Below are 21,960 nucleotides of genomic sequence, written 5' to 3'. Positions count from 1 at the left end.
AAGGATACCCCATGACCACCGATGTGAAATACTGGACAGAAGCCTATGCAACGGGCGGCGGACGCAATGGTCTCGCCGGGCTGACGTCGGGAACCCTGACCGTAACGATGACCAGCCCCAAGGAGCTCGGCGGATCGGGCGCAGGCCACAATCCGGAGCAATTGTTCGCAACCGGCTACGCGGCCTGCTTCCTCAGCGCGATGCATTTCGCGGCGCGCAGCGAAAAGCTCGGGACCGTCCCGCAGGACGCCCGGGTCGAGGCGAAAGTCGGCATCGGGCCGCGCAGCGACGGCGGCTTTGGGCTGACGGTCGCGCTGTCGGTCACCCTGCCCGGTGTCGAGCGCGCCACCGGCGAAAAGATCGTCGAGCGCGGACATGCCATCTGCCCCTATTCCAACGCTGTCAGCGGCAATATCGAGGTCACAACCTCGTTGCTGTGACCAGCGCCTGTCTCAAGGATCGGCGCAAGCTGCACCGTCGGAATCTCATTTCATACCGCTCCGCAATACTTTGCGGGGCGTATTTAATCCGATGGATTAACAAGCTATGGTCACCAACCCCGCAACCGCGCCATCGGCTTTGTCTTCCGGTTTCACAAACTGCTGCCCGGCGTCACCGCGCTTGAAATCCTGCGAAAATCCATTTGCATACGAATATCTTTGAGTATTCTTCACTGGAGAGATTGCCTGACGCCTCGTCAAAGGTCCGGGTGATGAAACCCACTTGCATCAAACCGGCCCTGCCGTCCGTCAACCTGACAGACAACAATCGCACCCCCGCCGGACCCACCCAACCGGATGCCAGAAAAAGGTCTTAGCCCGTGCCCGCCCATGCTGCGTCCCGCCTTGATGCCTATTATTTCTGGGGGGCGCTGCCCTCGCCGGACAGGCTGCGCCGCCAACTGACGGCGTTCCGCGATCAGGGCTTTGCCCGGATCTACATTCAGGCCCGGCTGTCCATGCCCAGAGCCGTCTACCTGTCGCCGGCCTACCTTAAGACCTACGCACAGGCGGTTGAGATCATGGCAGATCTCGGCTTGAAGGCCGGGCTTTACGATGATTACGCATGGACCAGCGGACAGGCCGGAGGGCGCACCGTCGAGGGCGGCGATCACCTGCGCGAACGCCATGTCTTCTGGACCCGCGGCGCTGTGCCAGAGCTAACGATCCACCAGATCCGCGCCACGCTTGGGGCCGCGCTTGGCCCGGCGGTGCGCGACTGGACGCATGAGGGCGGCACGGTGGATTGCGACGCGTGGCAGCCCGTGGGCGCCGTGCTGGAACATGCCGATGGCAGAACCGAGGACGTGAGCGCCCATGTCACCGCGCAGGGCGACACTGGCCGGTTCCGCCTGTCGCGTCCGCTGCCCGAAGGCGCGCGCTGGACGGTCTTTGCCGCGGCGCGGCTGCGCAATTCGCGGATCATCAACTACTTGATGCCAGAGGCTGGCGCGCGCTTTGTCGAAACCGGCCTGCGCCCCTATGCCGAGGCCTTGGGCGATCATCTGGGCCGCACCGTCGATTGCCTGTTCTACGACCAGCCCGCCCCGAGCCTGCTTGACTGGCAGGGGCGGTTTGGCAATCTGCGCAACTCCCTGCCGTGGAGCGACGCGCTGGCCGAAAAGCTGGCAATGCACGGCCCGCTCGCGCCGCAGCTCTGGGCGCTGCTCGATGATGGCGCGCCGGGCAAAGGCCTCATCCGGGCACGTGTCTATCGGACCGTGACCAGCATGATGCAGCAGGCGTTCTTTGCTCCGCTGCGGGCGTTCTGCGAGGCCCATGGCCTGACCCTGACCGGCCATGAAATCCTGCCCCATGTCGCCAGTATGGCGCTGAACGGCGGGTTTTCGGCGATCGACCCGCGGGTGGCGATGGCGGCGGATTTCTTCGGCACCGATCTGTGGCGGGACCAGACCTCGGTCGATGCCAACAATCTCGGGGCGCAGCTGGCCCCGCTGCTTGGCGACAGCATCGCGCGGGCCTCTGGGCGGCGCGGCGCGTGGACAGAGCTCTACCTGACCTCGCAGCGCAGCGAGCACCGCGCCATCGGCCAGTGGGAAATCACCCCGCAGGCGCTGCGCGCGCAGCTGATCCGGCTGCACATGCTGGGGGCCAGCCGGGTGATCCTGCATGCGCTGTTCGCCGAGGCGGGCGATGCGCGGCCAGAGCCGCTGGCCAATATGCGCTTTGATTTCGCGCCGGGCTACAACCTGCAACCCTGGTGGCCGGTGATGGGCGCGATCGGCGCCGAGGCCGCAAGGCTGGCGGATTTCATCGAAGGTGCCAGCCCGCCGGAACAGGTGGCGCTGCTCTACCCCTATGAGACGGCGCTGCGCAAAGGGCCGCGCCATGACCATGCGCGCCGTTTCGGGGGCTGGTGTGACTGGCTTCTGGCGCAGGGCCATCGCCCGCTGATCGTGGATGAGCACGGGCTGGCGCAAGTGCAGGGCGGCAGGCTTTACGGCACGCGCCTTGCCGCCCTTGCCCTGCCCGGGCCGGTCACCCTGCGCGATCCGGTCCGGCATGGCCTTGCGACCTATACTTCCCCGCCAGAGGAGCCGCTGTTGAGCGCCTCGCCCCTCGTCGCCGCGCAGCCCGGCCTGCGCGCGCTGGTGGCGGGTGTTGATGCGGCGGGCCAGTGGCGCATCGTGCTGTTCAACGAAGGCACGGCCCCGCTGACCGCGCAGATCGCCTTCGCCGGTGCAGCGCGCGAGCTGGCGCTGGAAGCGCAGGAATTGCGCTGCCTGACGCTGCCCGCCGATGGCGGCGCCCGGATCCCGGCGCCCTCTGCTGCGTCATCCGTGGCGCAGGTGCTCGACGACGGCTGGACGCTAAAGATCGGCGGGCGGACCCAGCCCGTCAGGGTGACATCGGGATGGCAGGCGCAGGGCTATCCGGCCTATTCTGGCACCGGCCATTACCAATGCCACTTTGTCATTAAGGCGGCGGAGCATCTGGCGCTACTGCTGCCGGGGCTTGCCTGCGCGGCGCGCGTCACGCTCGACGGGCGCGACATGGGGCTATGTTACCACGCGCCGTTCCGCGTCCGCCTCGGGCTGCTTGCCCCCGGCCCGCACCTGCTGCGGATCGCGGTGTTCAACACCATGGCCAACGCGTTTTACGCCGATACCCCATTTGCAGGCCCGGGCTGGCCGGATGTCAGCGGCCTGACGCAGCCTCCGCTGCTGATCCGCGACGGCGCCAGTTGATGCGTTGTACGCCGCAGCGCCATTGCCCCAAAATGCGCGGCGGCAAAGGCGCGGCAGGGCCGTTCGCGTCGTAAGATCTGGTGTCGCGCGCGCGCCTAAGCGCCCGCCAGAACTTGCGCGGTCGACACCACACGGCACATCGGGGCGCGATCCGCCATCACCGCCACTGCCGCGCGGTGCAAGGCCTCGGTCCCGGCGGCGCAGGCATCCTCGACCAGCCGCAGGTTGCGCCCGGCGTCCACCGCCTCGACAGCGGTGCCCAGCACGCAGCAATCGGTGGCGACGCCGCACAGGGTCAGGCTGGCATCGGCGGGCAGAACCTGTTCCGCCTCGCGCCACTTGGCGAAACGATGGCTGGCGATCGAGCGATAGCCCTGCCAGCGCCCATCGACCTGCCACAGCCAGTCCGATCCGGGCGCAACCGCAAACTCCCATTGCGCGTAATAAGCGCGCCATGCGCCGGTGGGGGACTCTGGCGGCACGAAGCGGGTGAACAGCACCCGGTCTTCGAACAGTGGCAGCATCTGCCCGATGCGCTCGGCGCAGCGCTCATAGCCCGGCGTGCACCACGGGCTTTCAGCCGCGCCAAAGCCCGGCTGCATGTCGATCACCAGCAGCCAGTCGTTCATGCCCGCACCGCCATCGTGTCTTCGGGGCGCCAGTTCAGCCAGACCGCGCCATCGCCGGTGATTTCGGGGATGTCGCGATCGCGGGCGATCAGCTTCCACTTCTGGCCCTCGACCTCGATCAGGCAGGTGGCCATGGCCCCGGCAAAGACCCGCTGCGTCAGCCGCCCCGCCACGGCGTTCATGCCATCAAGCCGCGCCTGAGCCATCGACAGCGCTTCTGGCCGCACCGCAAAGCTGTGGCCGTTGGCAGGCTGCGGCAGCCTCAGCGCCGAAAGCCAGCTTTCGGGAACCCAGTTGGCATCGCCCAGAAAACCGGCGGTGAAAGCGTCGACCGGTTTGTCATAGACCTCTCGCGGCGGGCCGACCTGAACGATGCGCCCGTCCTTCAGGATGCCGATGCGGTCCGACAGGGTCAGCGCCTCTTCCTGATCATGGGTCACAAAGATCGTGGTGATGCCGATCTCGCGCTGGATGCGTTTCAGTTCGATCTGCATATCCACGCGCAGGGTCTTGTCGAGCGCCGAAAGCGGCTCGTCCAGCAGCAGCACCTTGGGGTTGGTCACGATGGCCCGCGCCAGCGCCACCCGCTGCCGCTGCCCGCCCGAAAGCTGGCTTGGGCGGCGCTCGGCCATGGCGCCCAGCTGCACCAGCTCCAGCGCCTCGGCGATGCGGCGTCTTTCCTCGGCGGCGGCAACCTTGCGCACCCGCAGGCCAAAACCGACGTTGTCGGCCACGCTCATGTTGGGAAACAGGGCGTAGTTCTGGAACATCATGCCGATGTCGCGCTTTTCCACCGGCACGTTTTCGACGTTGCGATCACCGATGCGGATCGCCCCCGTTTCGGCAAAGTGAAACCCCGCGATGGTGCGCAGCAGCGTGGTCTTGCCCGACCCCGAGGGGCCCAGAAGGGCAAAGAACCCGCCATCCTCAAAGCTGATGGACACATCGTCCAGCGCCACGGTCTGGCCAAACCTCTTGGTCACATTCTGTACGTCGACGGCGGACATCAGCGGTCTCCTGCGAATCTGGAATAGCGGGTGGCAAGGAACATGATCAGCATCGAGACGGCGATGATGATGGTCGAGATCGCGTTGATCTCGGGGGTGAACCCCTTGCGGATGGCGGTGTAGATCAGCACCGGCAGCGTGCTGTCGCCCGGTTCCGACAGAAAGTAGCTGACCACGAACTGATCGAAACTGACGGCAAAGGCAAACAGCCCCCCCGCCACCACGCCCGGCGCGATCCACGGCAGCGTCACCCGGCGCAGCACCGTCCAGCTGTTTGCGCCCATCGAGCGCGCCGCCTCTTCCAGCGTGATGTCAAAGCTCGACAGCCGGGCGGTGACGGTGACGATGACATAGGGCAGCGCTAGCGCGACATGGCCGATGATCACCGCAGGCGTGCCGCGCCCGATGCCGATGGCAAAGAAAAAGATCAGCATGGCGGTGCCGGTGATCAGCCACGGAATGGCGATCGGCGGGAACAGCAGCACCATCAGCACCTTCTTGCCGGCAAAATCATAGCGGAACAGGCCAATCGACGCCGCCGTGCCAAGGGCGGTCGCCACCAGCGTCGTGACCATGGCAATACCGACAGAACGCAGCGCCGCGCTGAGGATCTGCCCATTGCCCGCCATCTGCTGATACCAGCGGGTCGAGAGTTCAAAGGGCAGCTGGTAGAACGGCGAGGCGTTGAACGACATCGCCGCCATCACAAGGATCGGCGCGTAGAGAAAGAACAGGATCGCGAAAAGCCAGAGTTTCCCGATCAGCGGCAGCAGAGAGCGGCTCATGTCCGGGCCTTTCCAAGGATGGGGCTGGCACAGGCAAGGATCAGCAGAACCACCGCCAGCAGGGTAAAGGACAGCGCCGCGCCAAGCGGCCAGTTGTAGACCGAAACGAACTGATCCTCGATCAGCGTGCCGTAATAGGTGCCCATGCGCCCGCCAAGGATGCGCGGCTCCATGAAAGAGCCAACCACCGGCACAAACACCAGAACGGCGCCCGCCAGCAGCCCCGGCAGCGACAGCGGCAGCAGGATGCGCCGCAGGATCGTCAGCTTCGACGCCCCCATGGACCGGGCGGCATCCACCAGATCGTCGTCGATGGCCTGAAGCGCCAGATACGAGGTCAGGATGACATAGGGCAGGTAGCTGTGAATCAGCCCGATCACCACGGCATGGGTGGTGAACATCAGCTCGAGCCGCAGCTCGAAGGGCAGCAGCCAGTTCAGCGCGTGTTCCAGCATGCCGTTGCCCCGCAGCACGATGGCCCAAGAAAAGATCCGCACCAGCGAGTTGGACCAGAACGGCAGGATCACCAGCAGGAACAGCGTCTCGCGCGCCCGGCCCTTGATGGTGCGCGCCAGCACCAGCGCGCAGGGATAGCCGATCAGCACACAGCCAAGCGTGACCATCAGCCCCAGCTTCACCGATTTCCACATCAGGATGGCATAGGTCGGATTGGTCAGAAAGCGCGCATAATTGTCGAACGTGGCGCTCCAGTCCGGGTTGTCCTGCGGCAGATCCGTCAGGAAGCTGAAGAACAGCATGGCGGACAGCGGCAGGAACACCGCCAGCGTCAGCCAGAGATAGGCCGGCGACAAAAGCGCGAACAGGCGTCTGCGGTCCGCCGAAGCGGTGAGTTCGGTCATGCCGATCTCCTTGCATTGCGGGGCGGTCTAGTGGGGCGGGCCCGGGCTGAACGCCCGGACCCAGCGCTTTGGCAGGCGCCTGCGTTACTGGCGCGCCTTCAGCGTCTGCCAGATTTCCAGATACTGCTCCTTGGTGGCATCCTCGACAGGAACCTGAAACTGGACGCGGGCCAGCACCTCGGGATCGCCCAGCACACGGCGGTTGAACGCCTCTTCGGGCAGCGCTGCGGCGGCCTTGGCATTGGCGGGGGCCGGCGAACCTGCCTTGTCCCACGCGACGTAGAATTCCGGGTCGATCATCCAGTTGATGAAGGCTTCGCCCGCCGCCTTGTGCTCGGAAGTGGCGGGAATGGACAGGGCATCCAGCCAGCCGATGGCGCCTTCCTCGGGGATGACGAATTCGATCTCCAGCCCCTGCGCGATCGAGCGCACTGCCGAGCCGGACCAGTAGGTCGCAATATCAAGCTGCCCCGAGGCCATGGACTGGTTCCAGTCGTTCTCGCTGCCCCAAAAGGTCAGCAGGTTGGGCAACAGCGCCGCCAGCTTGTCCTTGACCGCCTCGATATCCTTGATGTCGTTGATGTCCTGACCGGTGGCCAGCGCCCCGATCTGCATCGCCTCGATGGCGTCATCGCGGATCGAGACATGGCCTTCGTATTTGGGATCCCACAGCGCCTCGATGCTGCTCGGGGCCTCGTCGACCGATTGGGCGTTGATCGCAAAAGAGGTCAGCCCCCATGTCCAGGGCACGCCATATTGCGCGCCGTCGATCTTCTGCATCGGGTCATCGGCAAATTTGGCGGGGATGCCATCGAAGTTCGGCAGGGCGGCGGTGTCGATGGGGGCAATCAGCCCCTCGGCGGCGGCCTGCTCGGTGAAGGTCGCGTTGATCATCACCACGTCATAGGCGCCGGGATTGGTGCGCAGCTTGGTCAGCATCTCCTGTTCAGAGTTGAAATATTCATGAACGACGGTGTGGCCGGTGGCCTCTTCGAAGGGCTTGGTGGCAAAGTCCTGATCGGTGCCGTAGCCCTGCCAGTTCAGCACGCGGATCTCATCCGCCAAGGCGCCGGTCGCGCTTAGCGCGGCAACGGACAGGGAAAGCAGGAAGGTCTTCATCTTTGGGTCTCCAGATTGGGGGTTGCGGGGGCTTGGCGCCCCTCTCTTGGTCTCACAGCAGGGGCTCGACCTCTGCGCGTGCGGGGGCGGTTGCCGGGCCGGGCCGGGTCGTGGACAGGGCGGCAGCGATATTGGCGTAGCGGGCGGCGCGCAGGGCATCGCCGCTGGCGGCAAGCTCGGCGATGAAGCTGCCGATATGGCAATCGCCAGCGCCGTTGGTATCAATGGCGGCAACGCGGTGGGCGGGCAGCTGGTTGACCTGATCCCCGGTGCACAGCAGGCAGCCGTTTGCGCCTTGCCGCAGCACCGCGCCCGGGCGGTTCGCGGCCAGCGCGCGCAGGGCGGGCAGAGCCTCGCTCTCGCCACTCAGCACGGCGGCCTCATCGGCATTGGCGCTGATCCAGTCGGCGCGCGCCAGAACCGGTTGCAGATAGGCCGGGTCGAGCAGCCCCGCCACCGGCGAGGGATCAAAGACCACCGTGATTGCGCGCGGCAGCTGGGCGATCCATCCCGCCAGATCGCGGCGCGCCTGCGGGTAGTGCAGCGAATATCCCGACAGCATCACATGGCTGACCGCGGACAGGTCGATCTGATCCAGCGCCGCGCGGCTGATGTCGCCTTCAGCGCCCGGAAAGCTGATGAAACTGCGTTCGCCATCGGGTTCGAGCAGCACGGTGCAGCAGCCCTGATCACGATCCTTCAGGGCTGGGCGGGCCAGCGAGATCCCCCGCGCCTGCAACTCTGCCGCGACCATCGCCGCCATCGGCCCGCTGCCCAGCGATCCGCCAAGCCGCACCGCCATGCCAGCGGCGCGGGCCGCAACCATGGCGTTGAACCCGCCGCCCGGCGCCATGGAGAACCCGCTGACCTCGGCCTCGCCCCCCGACGGGGGCAGCGCCCGGACGTTGTAGATCATGTCGACCACCGGCCCGGTCAGCTGCAACAGCAGGCTCATGCCACGGCGCCCTGCACGGCGTGCGCGCGCAAGGCCAGCAGGCCGTCGGCGATGCGCTCGATGTCCAGATCATTGGCGGCCATCACCTGCGCCGCAGCCTGCGCCGGGACGGTTCCGCCAAGCGCGCCGCACATCGAACCGACGATGGCGCCAATGGTGTCGGTGTCATCGCCCGCGTTGGCGGCGATCACCAGCGCGGTCCACAGATCGCCCCTTGCCAGTTTCAGGATGCCAAAGGCCACCGGCACGCTTTCCCGGCTGGCAACAGAGGTCCCGATGCCCGCAATCAGCGCCTCTTCGCCCTGTTCCGCCAGCGTCAGCGCCAGCTCGATCCGCGCCGCCATGTCCGGCTCGCCCACGGCAAAGCCAAGGGCCTGCCCGTCGCGGCAGGCCAGCAGCGCGGCGCTCAGCGCCTGCTCCAGCGATTGCCCGGCGATGCCGCAGCTGATCAGCATGGCAACGGCGGCGGCGGCGGCGATGGCCTCTCCGGTGTTGTGGGTAACCCGGCAGGTGCGGGCGACCCGCGCCACCAGCGCGGGCCGGCTTGGCGGCATCATCAGCCCGATGGGGGAAATCCGCATGGCGGCGCCGTTGGTGGTGCCCGCCTTGCCGGTTTCCTCTGGCGATGCTCCGGCCAGCAGCGCGTCGATGGCACGCCGCGAAGACGGGCCCAACAGGTCGGCCAACCCCTTGGCGCGGATCTCGGCCTCCCATTCCAGCAGATCGCGTGCCCAGCCGGCATCGTCAAAGGTATCGGGCTGCGCGATCAGCCGCTTGGCCAGCAGCAGCGTCTGTTCGGTATCGTCGGTGACCTGCGCGGCCTTCAGCCCGTGCGACACCGGATGCCCCTCGAAAGGCGCAAGGAAGCGCTCGATGCGGCCATATCTGGCGCGGGCCTCGGCGCGCGGCAAGGTCTGGGCGGGCATGCCAAGCGCATCGCCCGCCGCAAGGCCCAGCAGGGTAGATATCGCACGGGCGCGCGCGGCGGCGGTCGTGGTCATCTTCAGAACTCCATGTGCAGGCCGAAAAGCTCTGGATCCAGAAGGCTTTCGACATATTCCATCACCTCGCCCGACGCGGTGCGGGTCAGGCGGCGCAGGCGCAGCATCGCCGAGCCCGCAGGGCGCTTGAGCAACAGCGCATCTTCGTGAGACAGGGCGGGCAGCACATTGGCCCATTCCTCGCCCGAGGCCGCGACGATGTTGCGATTTTCCAGCGTGCGGCTGAGCGAGCCCTCTTCCAGACCCTCGGTCAGGATGCTGGCAAACCCGTCCCGCCACGGCACCCGCGAGCGTTCCAGCGTCAGCGCGACGCCGGTTTCCTCGCGAAAGCGGATGCGGTCCAACGCCAGCACCTCGGGCGCATCAAAGCCCGGCGCGCTGAGATCCATCGGAATGCGGGCGATATTGATGATCCGCGCGCCAAGCCGCGCCCCGCTGTCGGACAGCGAGATGCTCCAGCCAGCGCTGTTGTCCAGCACCGCGCCGCCGTAGGTCACAAAAGACCCGATGCCCACCCTTGTCTGGATCAGCCCCTTGGCCGACAGGATGCCAAGGCCCTTGCGCACCGTCGCGCGGGACACGGCAAAGCGTTCGACAAGGGCGTTTTCGCTGGAGAGAGCCGCGCCGTCATGCAACGCGCCAGAGCGGATTTCCTCTTCGAGAAGACGCGCGATCTTCTGCGGTTTGCTCTCTGGTCCGATCCCGTGCATCTCGAACACTCCTGTCTATACCTGTATGCTAAACAGGTGCAGACAGGTCTGTCCAAGAAATACGGCGGCGGGCTGAAAGTTTTTCGAACCATGCCCGGTATCGCATCACGCGGCGATGTTACGAGCGCTGAAAACATCGCCTGCCTTGGCAGGCCCCGGCACACAGACCCAAGGGACCGCGCCATGAAAGGGCGGCAAACCCCTGCCCTACCTCTGCCGGGCAAAGGTGGCGATATGGGTTCGCCTGCGCGCGATGCCCGCTAAGGGTCACCCGGCCTTTTCGACCTCTTGCACCAGACCGGCCTCCCAGTCTTCGGGCTGCCAGCGGCGCTTCGAGAACACCTCGTTCGCCGGGGTATAGAGGTCGGCATAAAGGCGGCCAACGGCGTTGTATTGCTCTTGGTCGAGATACAGCTTTTCGGGGTCGATCAGCCCGTCGCGCACATGCATGGTCAGGATCTCTGCCACCACAAGGTCGCGCCCCTTGCTCAGTTGCAGCGTCACGGTGCGGCGGCATTCAAAGGATACCGGCGATTCCTTGATCCGCGGCGGCGCCACGAAGCGGCTTTCGACGGGGGTAAAACCGGCGCGTTCGAACTCGTCCACCTCCGGTGCAAAATCAATGGCACAGATGTTCATGCCGTTGACGATGTCCATATCGACCATGTTCACCACGAATTCGCCGCTTTCCTCGATGATGCGGGCGGTGTCGCGCTTGGTGCCGTCGTCGCGCCGCGCGAAGCCGATCACGCAGGTGGCGGGATCTTCGCCGAAGACGTTGAAGAAGCTGAACGGCGCGGCGTTCAGCACGCCATTGGCATCGACGGTCGAGATCAGCGCGATCGGGCGCGGCGTGACCGTGGCGCTCAGCAGCTTGTAGCGGTCTTTCGGGTTCAGCCGGGCGAGGTCAAGTTCCATGGGCGTCGTCGCTTTCAGATGAGTGAAGGAAGGTCTTGCAGGGCGGTTCAGGCCCCGCTCAGCTCGGCGGCAAAGCGGGCGCAGATCGCTGCCGCAAGGATCGCCTGCTTGCCGTGGATGCTGGCCGCAAGCTGGCGGCTGGCACGGGTGTAGCTGATGCAGTCATGCACCACGAGGTCGGGGGCCTGCGCGGCCATCTCTTGCGCCGCCGCGCGCACACTCGCCTCATCGGCGTCGGGTTGCAGCGGCACGGCGAAACAGGTCCGCCCCGGCCGCTCCCAGCGCTTCAGGCAAGCGGCGGCCTGCGCTGGCGAGGGGATGAAGACGCCAAGCCGGCCAGCGCCGGGCAGGCAACCATCCACCGCCCCGGTGATCAGGTCCGAGGCAAAATGCACGCCGGGGGCCTCAAGGCCGGGGAATTTGCCGGTGCAGGCGATAAGCGCCACATCGACGGTCTCGCGCGCCAGATCGTCCAGCCGGGCGCGCATCCCTTCGGTGACGGCGGCCTTGCTGACAAACACCGAGCGCCCGTCGGGCAGCGTGGTATACAGCGTGTCGGCGTCGCTTGTCGGGGCGGCGGCGGCAAGGCCCGCCTCGTCAAGATGGTCGAGCGCGCCAAGCAGCTTCAGCTCGGCCGCGCCCGCAGGCAACACGTGGCGAAACTCTTCCTGCAAGGCCGGGCGGGGCGATTGCCCGATAACCAGCAGCCCAACGACGGGGCGGCTCACGCTGGCACCGCCTCGGTCAGCGCGGCGGCTTCGCCGACAACACGCACCCGGGCGCGGATCGCCCGGCCCGGCAGGTAGGACAGCGGCAGATCCTCGACGTCGATCACCTTGATGGTCTTTTCATCTGCCCCAGCCGCGATGGCCGCAGCAATCGCCGCGCTGCGTGCCTCCGCGATGGCATCGTCGCGATCCATGTCGCGGTAGATCCGGTCGGTCTCGCCCGAGATCTGCGCCATGGCCGCGCCGACGGCATTGGCAACGCCGCTGTGTTCGACCTGAATCACCTCGGAAATGCCGGGCATCTCCTGCGGGATCAGCCGCGCGCCACCGCCCACTGCCAGCAGCGGCACCTCGGTCGCGTCGGTCTTCATGCGATCCACCGCCTCGGCGATATCGGCATGGATGCGCGCCAGCGCCGCCGCGACGAAATCGGCCGGCAGATCCGCCACCTTCGACGCATCGCCAAGCGAGATCAGCCCCGCCGCCACCGCGATATCCGTCGCCGTGATCTGCGCGCCGCCAAACACCCGCGCCTCTTGCGCCAGCCGGTAGCCAACCGATTCCGGCCCGACGGTCAGCGGGTCGCGGCCAATCTTGGTGCCACCGCCCACGGCGATGGACAGCAGGTCGGGCATACGGAACAGGGTGCGCACGCCGCCAACTTCGACCACATTGTTAGCTTCGCGCGGGAAGCCATTGATCAGACATCCAATATCGGCAGTGGTGCCGCCAACGTCACAGACCATGGCGTTCTCGACCCCGGCCAAAAGCGCCGCACCCCGCATCGAATTGGTCGGCCCCGACGCAAACGAGAACACCGGGTATTCCCGCGCCGCATCGGCGCGCACCACGGTGCCGTCGTTCTGGGTGATATAGAGCTGCGCGCCCAGACCGCTGTCGGCCACGGCATCGACAAAAGCCTGCGTCGTCTCGCGCGCCAGCCCGATCAGCGAGGCATTCATCAGCGCGACGTTCTCGCGTTCCAGCAGACCGATGCGGCCCAGCGTCGAGGACATGGTGACATGCACATCCGGGGCTTCGTTGCGCACGATCTCGGCCGCGCGCTCTTCGCAGGTTGCGGTCAGCGGCGAGAAGGTGGCCGAAATCGCCACGGCTTTGACACCGTCCTGCGCGATCTGGCGTGCGGCGCGGGCGATCGCCTGCTCGTCCATCGGGTACAATGGGCGACCGTCGTATTCGTGACCGCCTTCAACAAGATAGACGCCACCGTTCACCTTCGACGCGAGGTCTTTGGGCCAGTCGCAGAACGGCACGAGGCTGGCCGAGGCCGGCAGCGACACGCGGATCGCCGCAGCGCGGCCAAGATCGCGGCGCTGCACCACGGCATTGGTGAAATGCGTGGTGCCGATCATCACCGCAACGATATCCTGCGCGGCGTCGCCGGCCTTGGCGACCACCTCTTTGAGCGCGGTGCGCACACCGCTGGTCACATCCGACGTGGTGAAGGTCTTGACCGCCGCGATCACCTTGTCGCCATCCAGCAGCGCCGCATCCGTGTTGGTGCCGCCGACATCGATCCCGATGCGTTTCATGTGTTGGACTCCTCGAAGACCGATTTGAATTCCAGATCGAAGCCGAAGGCGCGCGGCCCGACGGCGGCGATGCCCTTCTCGCTGAGGAAAACCGCCGGGGCCGGCAGCGCCAGCACGCTGACCCGCTGACCAAAGCGCAGTGAATCCGTGCCGATGCCATCGCCCGACACCGTGTCGAGCAGGCAGATCAGATCCGGCGTCATCACGATCGGTTCGCCATCAAGATAGGCCACCGAGAATTCGTTCTGGAAATGCACCACCATTTCCTGTCCGGCGAAATCATTCAGCCCCTCGATCCGGGCCTGACCGCGCAGGAAGCCTTCGGTGGTGCGCCGTTCGATATCCACGACCTTGCCGGTGAACAGGCGCAGGCCGTTGGCCGCCGACAGCACCGCCTCGATCGGGTCGGAATGTTCGGCGCGGGCCTTCAGCACGTTGACACCAAGGTTGATCGCCTTGGACACCGAATAGAGCACGCCATGCTGCTTGACCTCGGCGCCCGAGCGCGGCGCCTTGCAGGTGGCGGCGATCGATCCGATCTCGGTGCAGGCCTTGCGCGAGATCCGCTCCATCCAGCGCCAAGAGGCGGCGCGGGGAATGATCACCTCGTTGTCGCGGATATCGGCCATGGTCAGCGGGTAGCAGCGCAGCCCGGCCACCGCGACCGAGGTCATCTGCGCCTCGGGATAGGCCCGGCCCATGGTATCGGCATCCACCACCGGGTATCCGGTCAGCGCGGCGACCATCATCGGGTGCACGCCATTGCCGCCGCCGATTTCCAGCGACATCACCGCGTCGAACTTGCGGCCAAGGTATTCTTCCATCATCCGCAGCGGCTTCAGCGCGAATTCCGGGTCCGACAGCCGTTCCTGCCCGACCAGCGGCGCCCCCATGTTGGACAGCACCGCGACCAGCGCATCGTCATCCAGCGCAAGCGGGTCCATCAGCGTGACCTGACGGCCAGCGTCGTAAAGCAGCCGCATGTTGAGCAGCTTCTGATAGGGGTCGCCGCCGCCGCCAGTGCCCAGGATCCACGCGCCGACGGCCAGCGCTTCGATGTCATCTGCCGTCAGGGTTCTGTGGGTCTGGCTGGGAGACCTCTGGACAAGGGTGTTCATGTGTCATCCTCTCGTAGGGGCGACGGCCGTCAGTGCCGTGGCCCCAGCTCATGTCGGCTCGCAATTCGGGCCATCGTTGCTCGAAACTTCCGCTTCCATACCCCCTCTTCGCAAATAGCGTTTGACTATGAAGACGATCCCCCGGGCTTATGATGCGGCCATTCGAAACAGAACATAAGGCGAACGATGCCTGCAATGCGATCAAACGCCCTGTGCTCGCCTGTTTTTCAGGCACCCAAAAATCCAATCATAGCTCAGGCTGATGATAGGCATTGGGGATTGCTCTTTTTCCTGAAGGGTCTGTTCTGAATTGATGGGCCCTGCAGGCGGGCTCGGCAAGGTGAGCTTCCCTCGACGAGACCGGCCCACCGATGGGCCCCGAAGACGGAGAGCAGACATGAAACTCAAACTGTTGACCTCGGCCGCTGCCCTTTTCGCCATGCTGGTATCCCCAGCATCGGCGGCAGAGAAACGCGACGGCAAATACTGGATGGTAATCGGAAGCCGGCAGGCGGTGTCGCATATCGATCCCGGCCAGTCCTATGATTATTCCATCCGCATGATGACCCTCGCCCTGTATGACGGGCTGGTGAAATACACCGGCAACCCGCCCGAGGTCGAACCGTGGCTGGCCACCGACTGGACCACCTCGGAGGATGGCCTTGTCTGGACCTTCAACCTCGCCCCCGAGGCGACGTTCCACAACGGCGATCCGGTGACGGCCGAGGCCGTGGTCTATTCCTACAAGCGCGTTCTGGAGCTGAACGAGGGCGCATCCTGGATGCTTTCGGACATTCTTCAGCCCGAGAACATCAAGGCGCTTGATGCGCATACCGTCGAATTCACGCTGGACCGCGCCTATGCGCCGTTCCTGTCGTTCCTGCCGTGGTGGTTCATCGTCAACCCCGCGCAGGTCGAAGCCAATGTCGTCGATGGCGATTACGGCAAGGCGTGGCTGGCGGAAAACGACGCCGGCTCCGGCCCCTACGAGATGGAGCGCTTCGATCAGGGCACCGCGTACTGGCTGGCGCGCGATGCGGATTACTGGAAGGGCTTTCCCTATGAGTCCGACGAGATGGGCGGCGTCATCTATCGCATGATTCAGGAAAGCTCGTCGCAGCGCGCCGCGCTGATGTCGGGCGAGGCCGATCTGGTCAGCGATCTGACCCCCGAGGAATTCGACGTCGTGGCCGGGCGCCCGGACATCGAGGTCACCGCCTCGCCGATGCTGGCGACCTTTGGTCTCAAGATCAACACGCAGGGCAAGTTGATGTCTGACATCAACCTGCGCAAGGCTGTCGCCTACGCTTTTGACTACGAGACGCTGCTGCAGATCTACAACGGCAAGGCAACGCTTCAGACCTCGCCTTTCGCGGATGCGATCAAGGGCAAGGTCGATATCGACATGCCGCGTCAGGATATGGCAAAGGCCAAGGACTACCTGTCCAAGACGCCTTGGCCCGAAGGTGGCATCACGCTGGAATATGTCTATGTGCAGGGGCTCGAAGAACAGCGCCAGATGGGCCTGTCGCTGCTCAACAGCCTGAAAGAGCTGAACATCGAGCTGGAGATGGTGCCGCTGACATGGTCCAACATGGTGGCCCGCGCCTCGAGCGCCGAAACCAGCCCCGACCTGATGGCGGTTTTTGCCACGCCGGTGTCGACCGACCCCGACGCGGTGGCGATCCAGTATCACCCGATCTCGAACGGCAAATACTATGGCTCGCATTTCATTCAGGATGACGAGCTGACCGCGCTGATCGATCAAGGCCGCAAGCTGTCCGACTGGGAAGAGCGCGCGCCGATCTATGCCGAGATCCAGCAAAAGATCGTCGACATCCAGCCCGAGATCTTCGGCATGTTGCGGATGCGCCAGTTCGCCCACCGCGACTATGTGAAAGGCTTTGTCGATACCCCGATCCGCATGTCCTCGGAGATCGACCTCTACCCGATCTACATCCAGCCCTGATCCCACAAACACCGCTTCGGGCGGCCTTGGCGGGCTGCCCGGACCCCTCAGAATCGAGACCGCGATGACAAGACTGATCCTCAAGCGCCTGGGAATGATGGTGGTGATGCTGCTGGGCCTCGCCATCATCACCTTCTCTATCGCCAACATCGCGCCCGGAGACCCGGCGCGTCTTGCCGCCGGTCCTGATGCCACCCCGGAAATGGTCGAACAGATCCGCGAAACCCGCGGCTTTGACAAACCGCTTCCGGTGCGATTTGCCCTATATGTCGGGCAGCTGGTGCGCGGCGATCTGGGCACCTCGGTCTATACCGGGCGCTCGGTCTCCGATGACATTGCCCAGTTCCTGCCGGCAACGATGGAGCTGGTCTTTTTCGCGATCACCATCGCCATCGTCTTTGGCATCCCGCTGGGCACGCTGGCCGCGCTCTGGCAGAACCGCTTTCCCGATCACGGCATCCGGCTGATCGCGGTGTCCGGCGCGGCGCTGCCGATGTTCTGGCTGGGCCTGATGCTGCAATGGTACCTTGCGCTGGAACTTGGCTGGTTCCCGCTTGGCGGGCGGCTGGGGGTGTTCGACGACGTGCCCCCGCAGATCACCGGCATGATCACCATCGATGCGCTGCTGAACGGCGATCCGCGCACCGCGCTTACCGCGCTTTGGTACATGGTTCTGCCTGCCGCCGCGCTCAGCCTGCCGGCGCTGGCGGCGATCATCCGCGTCAACCGCGCCGAGATGCTCGAGGTGCTGGGCCGCGACTATGTCATCAACGCCAAGGCGCAGGGCATAGGCCCGCTGCGCATCACCGCGATCTATGCCCAGAAAAACGCCATCCTGCCGTCGCTGGCGATGATCGGTCTGCGCTTTGGCTGGATGCTGGGCGGCACCGTGCTGGTCGAGGGGGTCTTCGATTTTCCCGGCATCGGGCTTTATGCCGCCAAGGCCGCTGTTTCGTCGGACTTCGAGCCGATCATGGCGGTGACGCTGATCCTTGGCGCCGCCTTCATGTTCACCAACCTGCTGATCGACCTTGCCTATGCAGTGCTTGATCCGCGCGTGCGCAACCAAGTCTGAGGTAGAACAGATGACATCCGCCAGTTCCGCTTCGGCCACGCCGACCGCCCGCCGACCGATGAAATACCGCGAGACCCGCCGGCTGATCCGCACCTATTCGCGCAGCTTCTCGTCGATGGTCGGGCTGGTGATCGTGGCGCTGTTCCTGCTGATCGCCGCCTTTGGCCCGCTGCTTGCGCCCTATCCAGAGGATGCTTACGGCGCGGTGGATTTCTCGGCCAAGCTGTTGCCGCCCTCGCCCGAGCACTGGTTCGGCACCGATCAGGTTGGCTCGGACATCCTGTCGCGGGTTCTGATTGGCGCCCGCACCACGTTGCAGATCGGCCTGACCGTGACCGGCATCGCCATCCTGATCGGCGTGCCGCTGGGGATGATCGCCGGCATGACCAGCGGCTGGCTTCCCGAAGCGATCATGCGCGTGACCGATATCTTCCTGTCCATCCCCGGGCTGATCCTCGCGATTGCCATTGTCGGCGCGCTGGGGCCGGGCATCGGCAATGCCATGGTTGCCCTCGCGCTGGTGTGGTGGCCCGGCTACGTCCGGCTGGTGCAGGCCAAGACCCTGAGCCAGCGCAACGAAACCTATGTCGATGCCGCCCGCGCGCTTGGCGCCGGGCCGCTGCGGGTGGTGTTTGTGCATGTGCTGCCCAACTGCCTGTCGCCGATCATCGTCAAGGCGTCGATGGACATGGGGCTGGCGATCCTTGCGGCGGCCTCGCTGGGCTTTCTCGGGCTGGGCGCGCAGCCGCCCTATCCCGAATGGGGCGCGATGGTCTCGACCGGGCGCTCCTACCTGCCGGACTGGTGGTGGTGCACGCTGTTCCCCGGTCTGGCGATCTATTTCACCGTCCTTGGCTTCAACCTGATGGGCGACGGGCTGCGTGACGTTCTGGACCCGAGGCAACGATGATGGACAGCACACCGATCCTCGACATCCGGGATTTCTCGCTTGTCTTCGACACGTTCGACGGCGCCTATCACGCCATCGACAAGGTCGATCTTTCGCTGGCCGCAGGCGAGGCGGTGGCCCTTGTCGGCGAGACCGGCTGCGGCAAATCGGTGCTGACCCGCGCCGCCTTCGGGCTGGTGCCAAGCCCGCCCGCCCGGATCACCTCGGGCTCGGTGCGGCTCGATGGGCGCGAGCTTCTGGGCCTGTCGGATCGCGAATTGCGGGGCGTGCGCGGCAAGGATGTCGCGATGATCTTTCAAGACCCGATGACCTATCTCAACCCGGTGTTCCGCATCGGCACCCAGCTGACCGATGCGATCCGGGCGCAATCGGGCGGCAAGGTGAAACGCGCCGAAGCCCGCGACATCGCGCTTGGCATGCTGGAAAAGGTGCATCTGCCCAACCCCGAACGCCAGTTCAAAGCCTATCCGCACGAGCTGTCGGGCGGCATGCGCCAGCGCATCCTGATCGCCATGGCGCTGGCCGCCAAGCCCAAGCTGCTGATCGCGGATGAGCCGACCACGGCGCTGGATGTCACCATTCAGGCGCAGATCCTCGACCTGATGGCCGAGCTGGTCGAGGACATGGGCCTGACGATGATCATGATCTCGCACGATCTGGGCGTGGTGGCGCAGGTCTGCTCGCGGGTGGCGGTGATGTATGCGGGCAAGATCGTCGAGGACGCGCCCATCGGCCAGATCTTTGACGCCCCCGCCCATCCCTATACCAAGGGCCTGCTCGACGCCCTGCCCCACCCGTTCAAGCGGGTCGAGCGGCTGGCATCGATCCCCGGCACCCTGCCGGACCTGCTGAACCCGCCCAAGGGGTGCCGCTTCGCCCAACGCTGCGCCAGCGCCCACGCCGCCTGCGATGCCCCGGTCGGGTTGCGCCGCGTGGCACCGCAGCACACGGTGGCCTGCACCCTGTTCGAAGACACCCCGATGAAAGACCCCGTTCATGAGCACTGACATGCTGAGCATCCGCGGCCTCGACGTGCATTTCCCGATGCCCAACGGGCAGGTGGTGCGCGCGGTCGATGGCGTCTCGCTATCGCTGAAACCGGGTGAAACCGTCGGGCTGGTTGGGGAAAGCGGGTCGGGCAAGACCACCGTGGGCAAGACCGTGCTGCGGCTGGTCGAAGCGACCTCGGGCGAGATCCGCATCGGCGATGTCGATGTGCGCAAGGCCAGCCTCAAAGGGCTGAAGACCCTGCGGCGCAAGGCCCAGATCATCTTTCAGGATCCGCATTCCTCGCTCAATCCAAGGATGACGATCCACCGGGCCGTGGCCGAGGGGCTGATCCTGAACACCAGCCTGCGCGGCGCGGCGCTGCACGACAAGGTGTCGACCATTCTGGAATCCATGGGCCTTCCGGCGCAGTTCCATCACCGCTATCCGCACGAGCTGTCGGGTGGGCAGAAACAACGGGTCTGCATCGCGCGGGCGCTGGTCCTTGACCCCGATCTGCTGGTGCTGGACGAGCCGACATCGGCGCTGGACGTGTCGGTGCAGGCGCAGATCCTCGGGGTGCTGAAGGATCTGCGGATCACCCGCCCGGCGCTGACCCAGCTGTTCATTTCGCACAATCTGGCGGTCATCCGCTTTCTGTGCGACCGCGTCGCGGTGATGTACCTTGGCAAGATCGTCGAGGAAGGCCCGGTCGAGCAGGTGTTCGAAGACCCGCGCCACCCCTACACCCGCGCCCTGCTGTCGGCGGTGCCGGTGCCCTCGGCGGTGAAACGCCCCGACCGCATTCGCCTGACCGGCGACATTCCCAGCCCCACCGACATCCCGAAAGGTTGCGCCTTTCACACCCGCTGCCCGATCGCTAAGAAGGGAACCTGCGATACCATCGCCCCGGTTCCGGTCGCCCTTGGCCCGGATCGGCAGGCACGGTGTCACTTTGCGGATCACACGAAAGGTGTAGGACAGGAATGAGCTTCCCGCTCGACCGATTGGCGCTCCAACTCGATTGGAACCTGCTGCGGACGTATATGGTCATCGTTCAGGAACGCTCGATCACCGCGGCAGCCCTGCGGCTGAACCTGTCGCAGCCATCGGTCTCTGCCGCCCTGCGCCGCCTCGAAGAGCGGCTGGATCTGCGGCTGGTCGAACGGGGCAGCGGGCAGAACTTCGTGATCACCCGCTCGGGCGAATTCGTCTACCGCGAGGCGCTGGAAATCTACGGCGGCGTCGTGCGGCTGAACGATCTGACCGCCAACGAGGGCCAGTCGCTGTCGGGCAACGTGGTGATCTATCGCTCCTCGCATCTCGAGATGGATGCCATCACCCCCGCCCTCGAGGAGTTTCGCCAGCAGCACCCAAGGGTCACCCTGTCGATCCGCTCCGCCTCTTGCCGCGAGGTGTCGCAGGCGCTGCAACAGCGGGTGGCCTCGGTCGGTTTTTGCACGCAGATCGACCCGACCATCCTGAGGTTGCGGGCACAAGCCTTGCAGGCGCAGGAATTCGGCGTCTATTGCGGGCCGCGCCACCCCTTGTACCGGCGATCGCCGGTCGACCCCGAAATCCTCGCCGCCTCTGATGTGGTCGGCTACGAAGAAGACCGCATGGCAGGCGCCCTCTCGGCGCTGGCGCTGTGGCGGGTGCGTCACGGGGTCGGCGAGCGGGTCATCGCTGCGGCAACCGGGATCGACGATCTGTCAGAGCTGGTGGAAAGCGGCACCGCCATCGGCTGCATGGCGCGGGGCCACGCGCTGCGCTACGGCGCGCGGTTGTGGCAGATTCCCGTGCCAGCGCAGGCGCCGCTGATCGACGTTTTCTCGCTGGTCGATGTCGAACGCCACATGATCCCGGTGGAAGCCGCGCTGCTCGACCACCTCAAGGCCGCCGGGCTGGCGGCAAGACCGGTGCCGCGCTCGGAAAGCTGAGCGGCCCTGACCAAGCGCTCCGGGCTGGGCTGGGCTGGGCATCGGCGGGCGGATATCTGCGCCCGCCGATGCGAACGCGGCGGATACTGGCGCGGCGCTGTCAGCGAGGCTGGGCAAAAGACCATCAGCGCCGGAATCTGAACCTGTTGATCCCCTCTCGTGACATCACGTCGTGATGCACTGCCCGGCAAGGGCCAAACCGCCGCAATCCCCCGCATCGCCCTCATGACCCGCGTCAACGGCCTCGGCCAAGCCGAGATCAAGCGCAGCACCCAAAGCGCGTTTCGACGACGCTGCCCGCACCAAGGCGGCTCTGTGAAGTTTTTGTAAAATAGGGATTTCCACGGGTTTTGCGGCCCCTGCCCGATTGACGTATCAATATTTTATGAATTATTGAATTAACTAGAAATCGCGCCGGACACCTGCAGACACCCGGTGCAATCCCCCAGAACCCCGCGCGTCACCGCTTCGCAAATTTTCTGATTTTC

At 65.5% G+C, this 21,960-nt stretch carries 20 protein-coding genes; 8 read left to right on the top strand and 12 right to left on the bottom strand.

All coding sequences use genetic code 11. The features are described 5' to 3' along the window. Positions 1–11 precede the first annotated feature (11 nt). Positions 12–440: an organic hydroperoxide resistance protein gene (locus KO516_RS10855; RefSeq protein WP_216003808.1), complete on the top strand. Its 429-nt coding sequence runs from the start codon at positions 12–14 to the stop codon at positions 438–440. Positions 441–820: 380 nt separating this feature from the next. After that, a complete protein-coding gene (locus KO516_RS10850) occupies positions 821–3,208 on the top strand; it encodes a hypothetical protein (protein WP_216003807.1) in 2,388 nt (795 codons plus the stop codon). A 95-nt stretch (positions 3,209–3,303) separates the two neighbouring features. On the opposite strand, the gene KO516_RS10845 is transcribed toward KO516_RS10850, so the two are convergent. From KO516_RS10845 to KO516_RS10790, 12 genes are all read right to left on the bottom strand, one after another. Continuing rightward, positions 3,304–3,837 carry a cysteine hydrolase family protein gene (locus KO516_RS10845; RefSeq protein WP_216003806.1) on the bottom strand — a complete coding sequence of 178 codons (534 nt, stop codon included), beginning with the start codon at positions 3,835–3,837 and terminating at the stop codon, positions 3,304–3,306. After that, positions 3,834–4,844 carry an ABC transporter ATP-binding protein gene (locus KO516_RS10840; protein ID WP_216003805.1) on the bottom strand — a complete coding sequence of 337 codons (1,011 nt, stop codon included), beginning with the start codon at positions 4,842–4,844 and terminating at the stop codon, positions 3,834–3,836. Before KO516_RS10840 ends, KO516_RS10845 begins: the two co-directional genes overlap by 4 nt. Beyond that, positions 4,844–5,629 (bottom strand): ABC transporter permease, encoded by a 786-nt coding sequence (locus KO516_RS10835; protein ID WP_216003804.1) that lies wholly within the window; start codon positions 5,627–5,629, stop codon positions 4,844–4,846. The genes KO516_RS10840 and KO516_RS10835 overlap by 1 nt, the downstream gene beginning before the upstream one ends. Further along, positions 5,626–6,489, bottom strand: a complete 864-nt coding sequence (locus KO516_RS10830; RefSeq protein ID WP_216003803.1) for an ABC transporter permease — start codon at positions 6,487–6,489, stop codon at positions 5,626–5,628. Before KO516_RS10830 ends, KO516_RS10835 begins: the two co-directional genes overlap by 4 nt. A gap of 84 nt (positions 6,490–6,573) precedes the next feature. Beyond that, positions 6,574–7,608 carry a PotD/PotF family extracellular solute-binding protein gene (locus tag KO516_RS10825; protein ID WP_216003802.1) on the bottom strand — a complete coding sequence of 345 codons (1,035 nt, stop codon included), beginning with the start codon at positions 7,606–7,608 and terminating at the stop codon, positions 6,574–6,576. A gap of 52 nt (positions 7,609–7,660) precedes the next feature. Beyond that, positions 7,661–8,563 (bottom strand): PfkB family carbohydrate kinase, encoded by a 903-nt coding sequence (locus KO516_RS10820; protein WP_216003801.1) that lies wholly within the window; start codon positions 8,561–8,563, stop codon positions 7,661–7,663. Continuing rightward, positions 8,560–9,564: an ADP-ribosylglycohydrolase family protein gene (locus KO516_RS10815; protein ID WP_216003800.1), complete on the bottom strand. Its 1,005-nt coding sequence runs from the start codon at positions 9,562–9,564 to the stop codon at positions 8,560–8,562. The genes KO516_RS10820 and KO516_RS10815 overlap by 4 nt, the downstream gene beginning before the upstream one ends. Before the next feature lie 2 nt (positions 9,565–9,566). Beyond that, positions 9,567–10,274: a GntR family transcriptional regulator gene (locus KO516_RS10810; RefSeq protein WP_216003799.1), complete on the bottom strand. Its 708-nt coding sequence runs from the start codon at positions 10,272–10,274 to the stop codon at positions 9,567–9,569. A 267-nt stretch (positions 10,275–10,541) separates the two neighbouring features. Continuing rightward, a complete protein-coding gene (locus tag KO516_RS10805) occupies positions 10,542–11,192 on the bottom strand; it encodes a flavin reductase family protein (RefSeq protein WP_216003798.1) in 651 nt (216 codons plus the stop codon). Positions 11,193–11,239: 47 nt separating this feature from the next. After that, on the bottom strand, positions 11,240–11,920 hold the full coding sequence (locus tag KO516_RS10800) for an AroM family protein (RefSeq protein ID WP_216003797.1): 681 nt from the start codon (positions 11,918–11,920) through the stop codon (positions 11,240–11,242). Beyond that, positions 11,917–13,473, bottom strand: coding sequence for a hydantoinase/oxoprolinase N-terminal domain-containing protein (locus KO516_RS10795; protein WP_216003796.1), 1,557 nt, complete (start codon positions 13,471–13,473; stop codon positions 11,917–11,919). The genes KO516_RS10800 and KO516_RS10795 overlap by 4 nt, the downstream gene beginning before the upstream one ends. Further along, positions 13,470–14,591 (bottom strand): DUF917 domain-containing protein, encoded by a 1,122-nt coding sequence (locus KO516_RS10790; protein WP_216003795.1) that lies wholly within the window; start codon positions 14,589–14,591, stop codon positions 13,470–13,472. The genes KO516_RS10795 and KO516_RS10790 overlap by 4 nt, the downstream gene beginning before the upstream one ends. 397 nt (positions 14,592–14,988) lie before the next feature. On the opposite strand from KO516_RS10790, the gene KO516_RS10785 reads away from it, so the two are divergent. From KO516_RS10785 to KO516_RS10760, 6 genes are all read left to right on the top strand, one after another. Next, positions 14,989–16,560, top strand: coding sequence for an ABC transporter substrate-binding protein (locus tag KO516_RS10785; RefSeq protein WP_216003794.1), 1,572 nt, complete (start codon positions 14,989–14,991; stop codon positions 16,558–16,560). A 64-nt stretch (positions 16,561–16,624) separates the two neighbouring features. Continuing rightward, complete coding sequence (locus KO516_RS10780; protein WP_216003793.1) at positions 16,625–17,635, top strand: ABC transporter permease; 1,011 nt, start codon at positions 16,625–16,627, stop codon at positions 17,633–17,635. A gap of 10 nt (positions 17,636–17,645) precedes the next feature. Beyond that, entirely contained in the window at positions 17,646–18,545 is a 900-nt protein-coding gene (locus KO516_RS10775; protein WP_252737530.1) for an ABC transporter permease, read from the top strand. Next, a complete protein-coding gene (locus tag KO516_RS10770; RefSeq protein WP_216003792.1) occupies positions 18,542–19,552 on the top strand; it encodes an ABC transporter ATP-binding protein in 1,011 nt (336 codons plus the stop codon). Before KO516_RS10775 ends, KO516_RS10770 begins: the two co-directional genes overlap by 4 nt. Continuing rightward, positions 19,542–20,522 (top strand): ABC transporter ATP-binding protein, encoded by a 981-nt coding sequence (locus tag KO516_RS10765; protein WP_216003791.1) that lies wholly within the window; start codon positions 19,542–19,544, stop codon positions 20,520–20,522. The genes KO516_RS10770 and KO516_RS10765 overlap by 11 nt, the downstream gene beginning before the upstream one ends. Next, positions 20,519–21,472, top strand: coding sequence for a LysR family transcriptional regulator (locus KO516_RS10760; RefSeq protein ID WP_216003790.1), 954 nt, complete (start codon positions 20,519–20,521; stop codon positions 21,470–21,472). Before KO516_RS10765 ends, KO516_RS10760 begins: the two co-directional genes overlap by 4 nt. Positions 21,473–21,960: the final 488 nt, after the last annotated feature.

It is taken from the genome of Citreicella sp. C3M06, assembly GCF_018860705.1.
Lineage (GTDB): Bacteria > Pseudomonadota > Alphaproteobacteria > Rhodobacterales > Rhodobacteraceae > Salipiger.
Note: the sequence above shows the minus strand (reverse complement) of the source record. Positions and strands in the feature narration are given on the sequence as shown.

Excerpts from the sequence above, each read along its gene's own strand:
- KO516_RS10855 (WP_216003808.1), top strand. The coding sequence starts at position 12 with ATGACCACCGATGTGAAATACTGGACAGAAGCCTATGCAACGGGCGGC.
- KO516_RS10845 (WP_216003806.1), bottom strand. The coding sequence starts at position 3,837 with ATGAACGACTGGCTGCTGGTGATCGACATGCAGCCGGGCTTTGGCGCG.
- KO516_RS10840 (WP_216003805.1), bottom strand. The coding sequence starts at position 4,844 with ATGTCCGCCGTCGACGTACAGAATGTGACCAAGAGGTTTGGCCAGACC.
- KO516_RS10835 (WP_216003804.1), bottom strand. The coding sequence starts at position 5,629 with ATGAGCCGCTCTCTGCTGCCGCTGATCGGGAAACTCTGGCTTTTCGCG.
- KO516_RS10830 (WP_216003803.1), bottom strand. The coding sequence starts at position 6,489 with ATGACCGAACTCACCGCTTCGGCGGACCGCAGACGCCTGTTCGCGCTT.
- KO516_RS10825 (WP_216003802.1), bottom strand. The coding sequence starts at position 7,608 with ATGAAGACCTTCCTGCTTTCCCTGTCCGTTGCCGCGCTAAGCGCGACC.
- KO516_RS10820 (WP_216003801.1), bottom strand. The coding sequence starts at position 8,563 with ATGAGCCTGCTGTTGCAGCTGACCGGGCCGGTGGTCGACATGATCTAC.
- KO516_RS10815 (WP_216003800.1), bottom strand. The coding sequence starts at position 9,564 with ATGACCACGACCGCCGCCGCGCGCGCCCGTGCGATATCTACCCTGCTG.
- KO516_RS10810 (WP_216003799.1), bottom strand. The coding sequence starts at position 10,274 with ATGCACGGGATCGGACCAGAGAGCAAACCGCAGAAGATCGCGCGTCTT.
- KO516_RS10805 (WP_216003798.1), bottom strand. The coding sequence starts at position 11,192 with ATGGAACTTGACCTCGCCCGGCTGAACCCGAAAGACCGCTACAAGCTG.
- KO516_RS10795 (WP_216003796.1), bottom strand. The coding sequence starts at position 13,473 with ATGAAACGCATCGGGATCGATGTCGGCGGCACCAACACGGATGCGGCG.
- KO516_RS10790 (WP_216003795.1), bottom strand. The coding sequence starts at position 14,591 with ATGAACACCCTTGTCCAGAGGTCTCCCAGCCAGACCCACAGAACCCTG.
- KO516_RS10785 (WP_216003794.1), top strand. The coding sequence starts at position 14,989 with ATGAAACTCAAACTGTTGACCTCGGCCGCTGCCCTTTTCGCCATGCTG.
- KO516_RS10780 (WP_216003793.1), top strand. The coding sequence starts at position 16,625 with ATGACAAGACTGATCCTCAAGCGCCTGGGAATGATGGTGGTGATGCTG.
- KO516_RS10775 (WP_252737530.1), top strand. The coding sequence starts at position 17,646 with ATGACATCCGCCAGTTCCGCTTCGGCCACGCCGACCGCCCGCCGACCG.
- KO516_RS10770 (WP_216003792.1), top strand. The coding sequence starts at position 18,542 with ATGATGGACAGCACACCGATCCTCGACATCCGGGATTTCTCGCTTGTC.
- KO516_RS10765 (WP_216003791.1), top strand. The coding sequence starts at position 19,542 with ATGAGCACTGACATGCTGAGCATCCGCGGCCTCGACGTGCATTTCCCG.
- KO516_RS10760 (WP_216003790.1), top strand. The coding sequence starts at position 20,519 with ATGAGCTTCCCGCTCGACCGATTGGCGCTCCAACTCGATTGGAACCTG.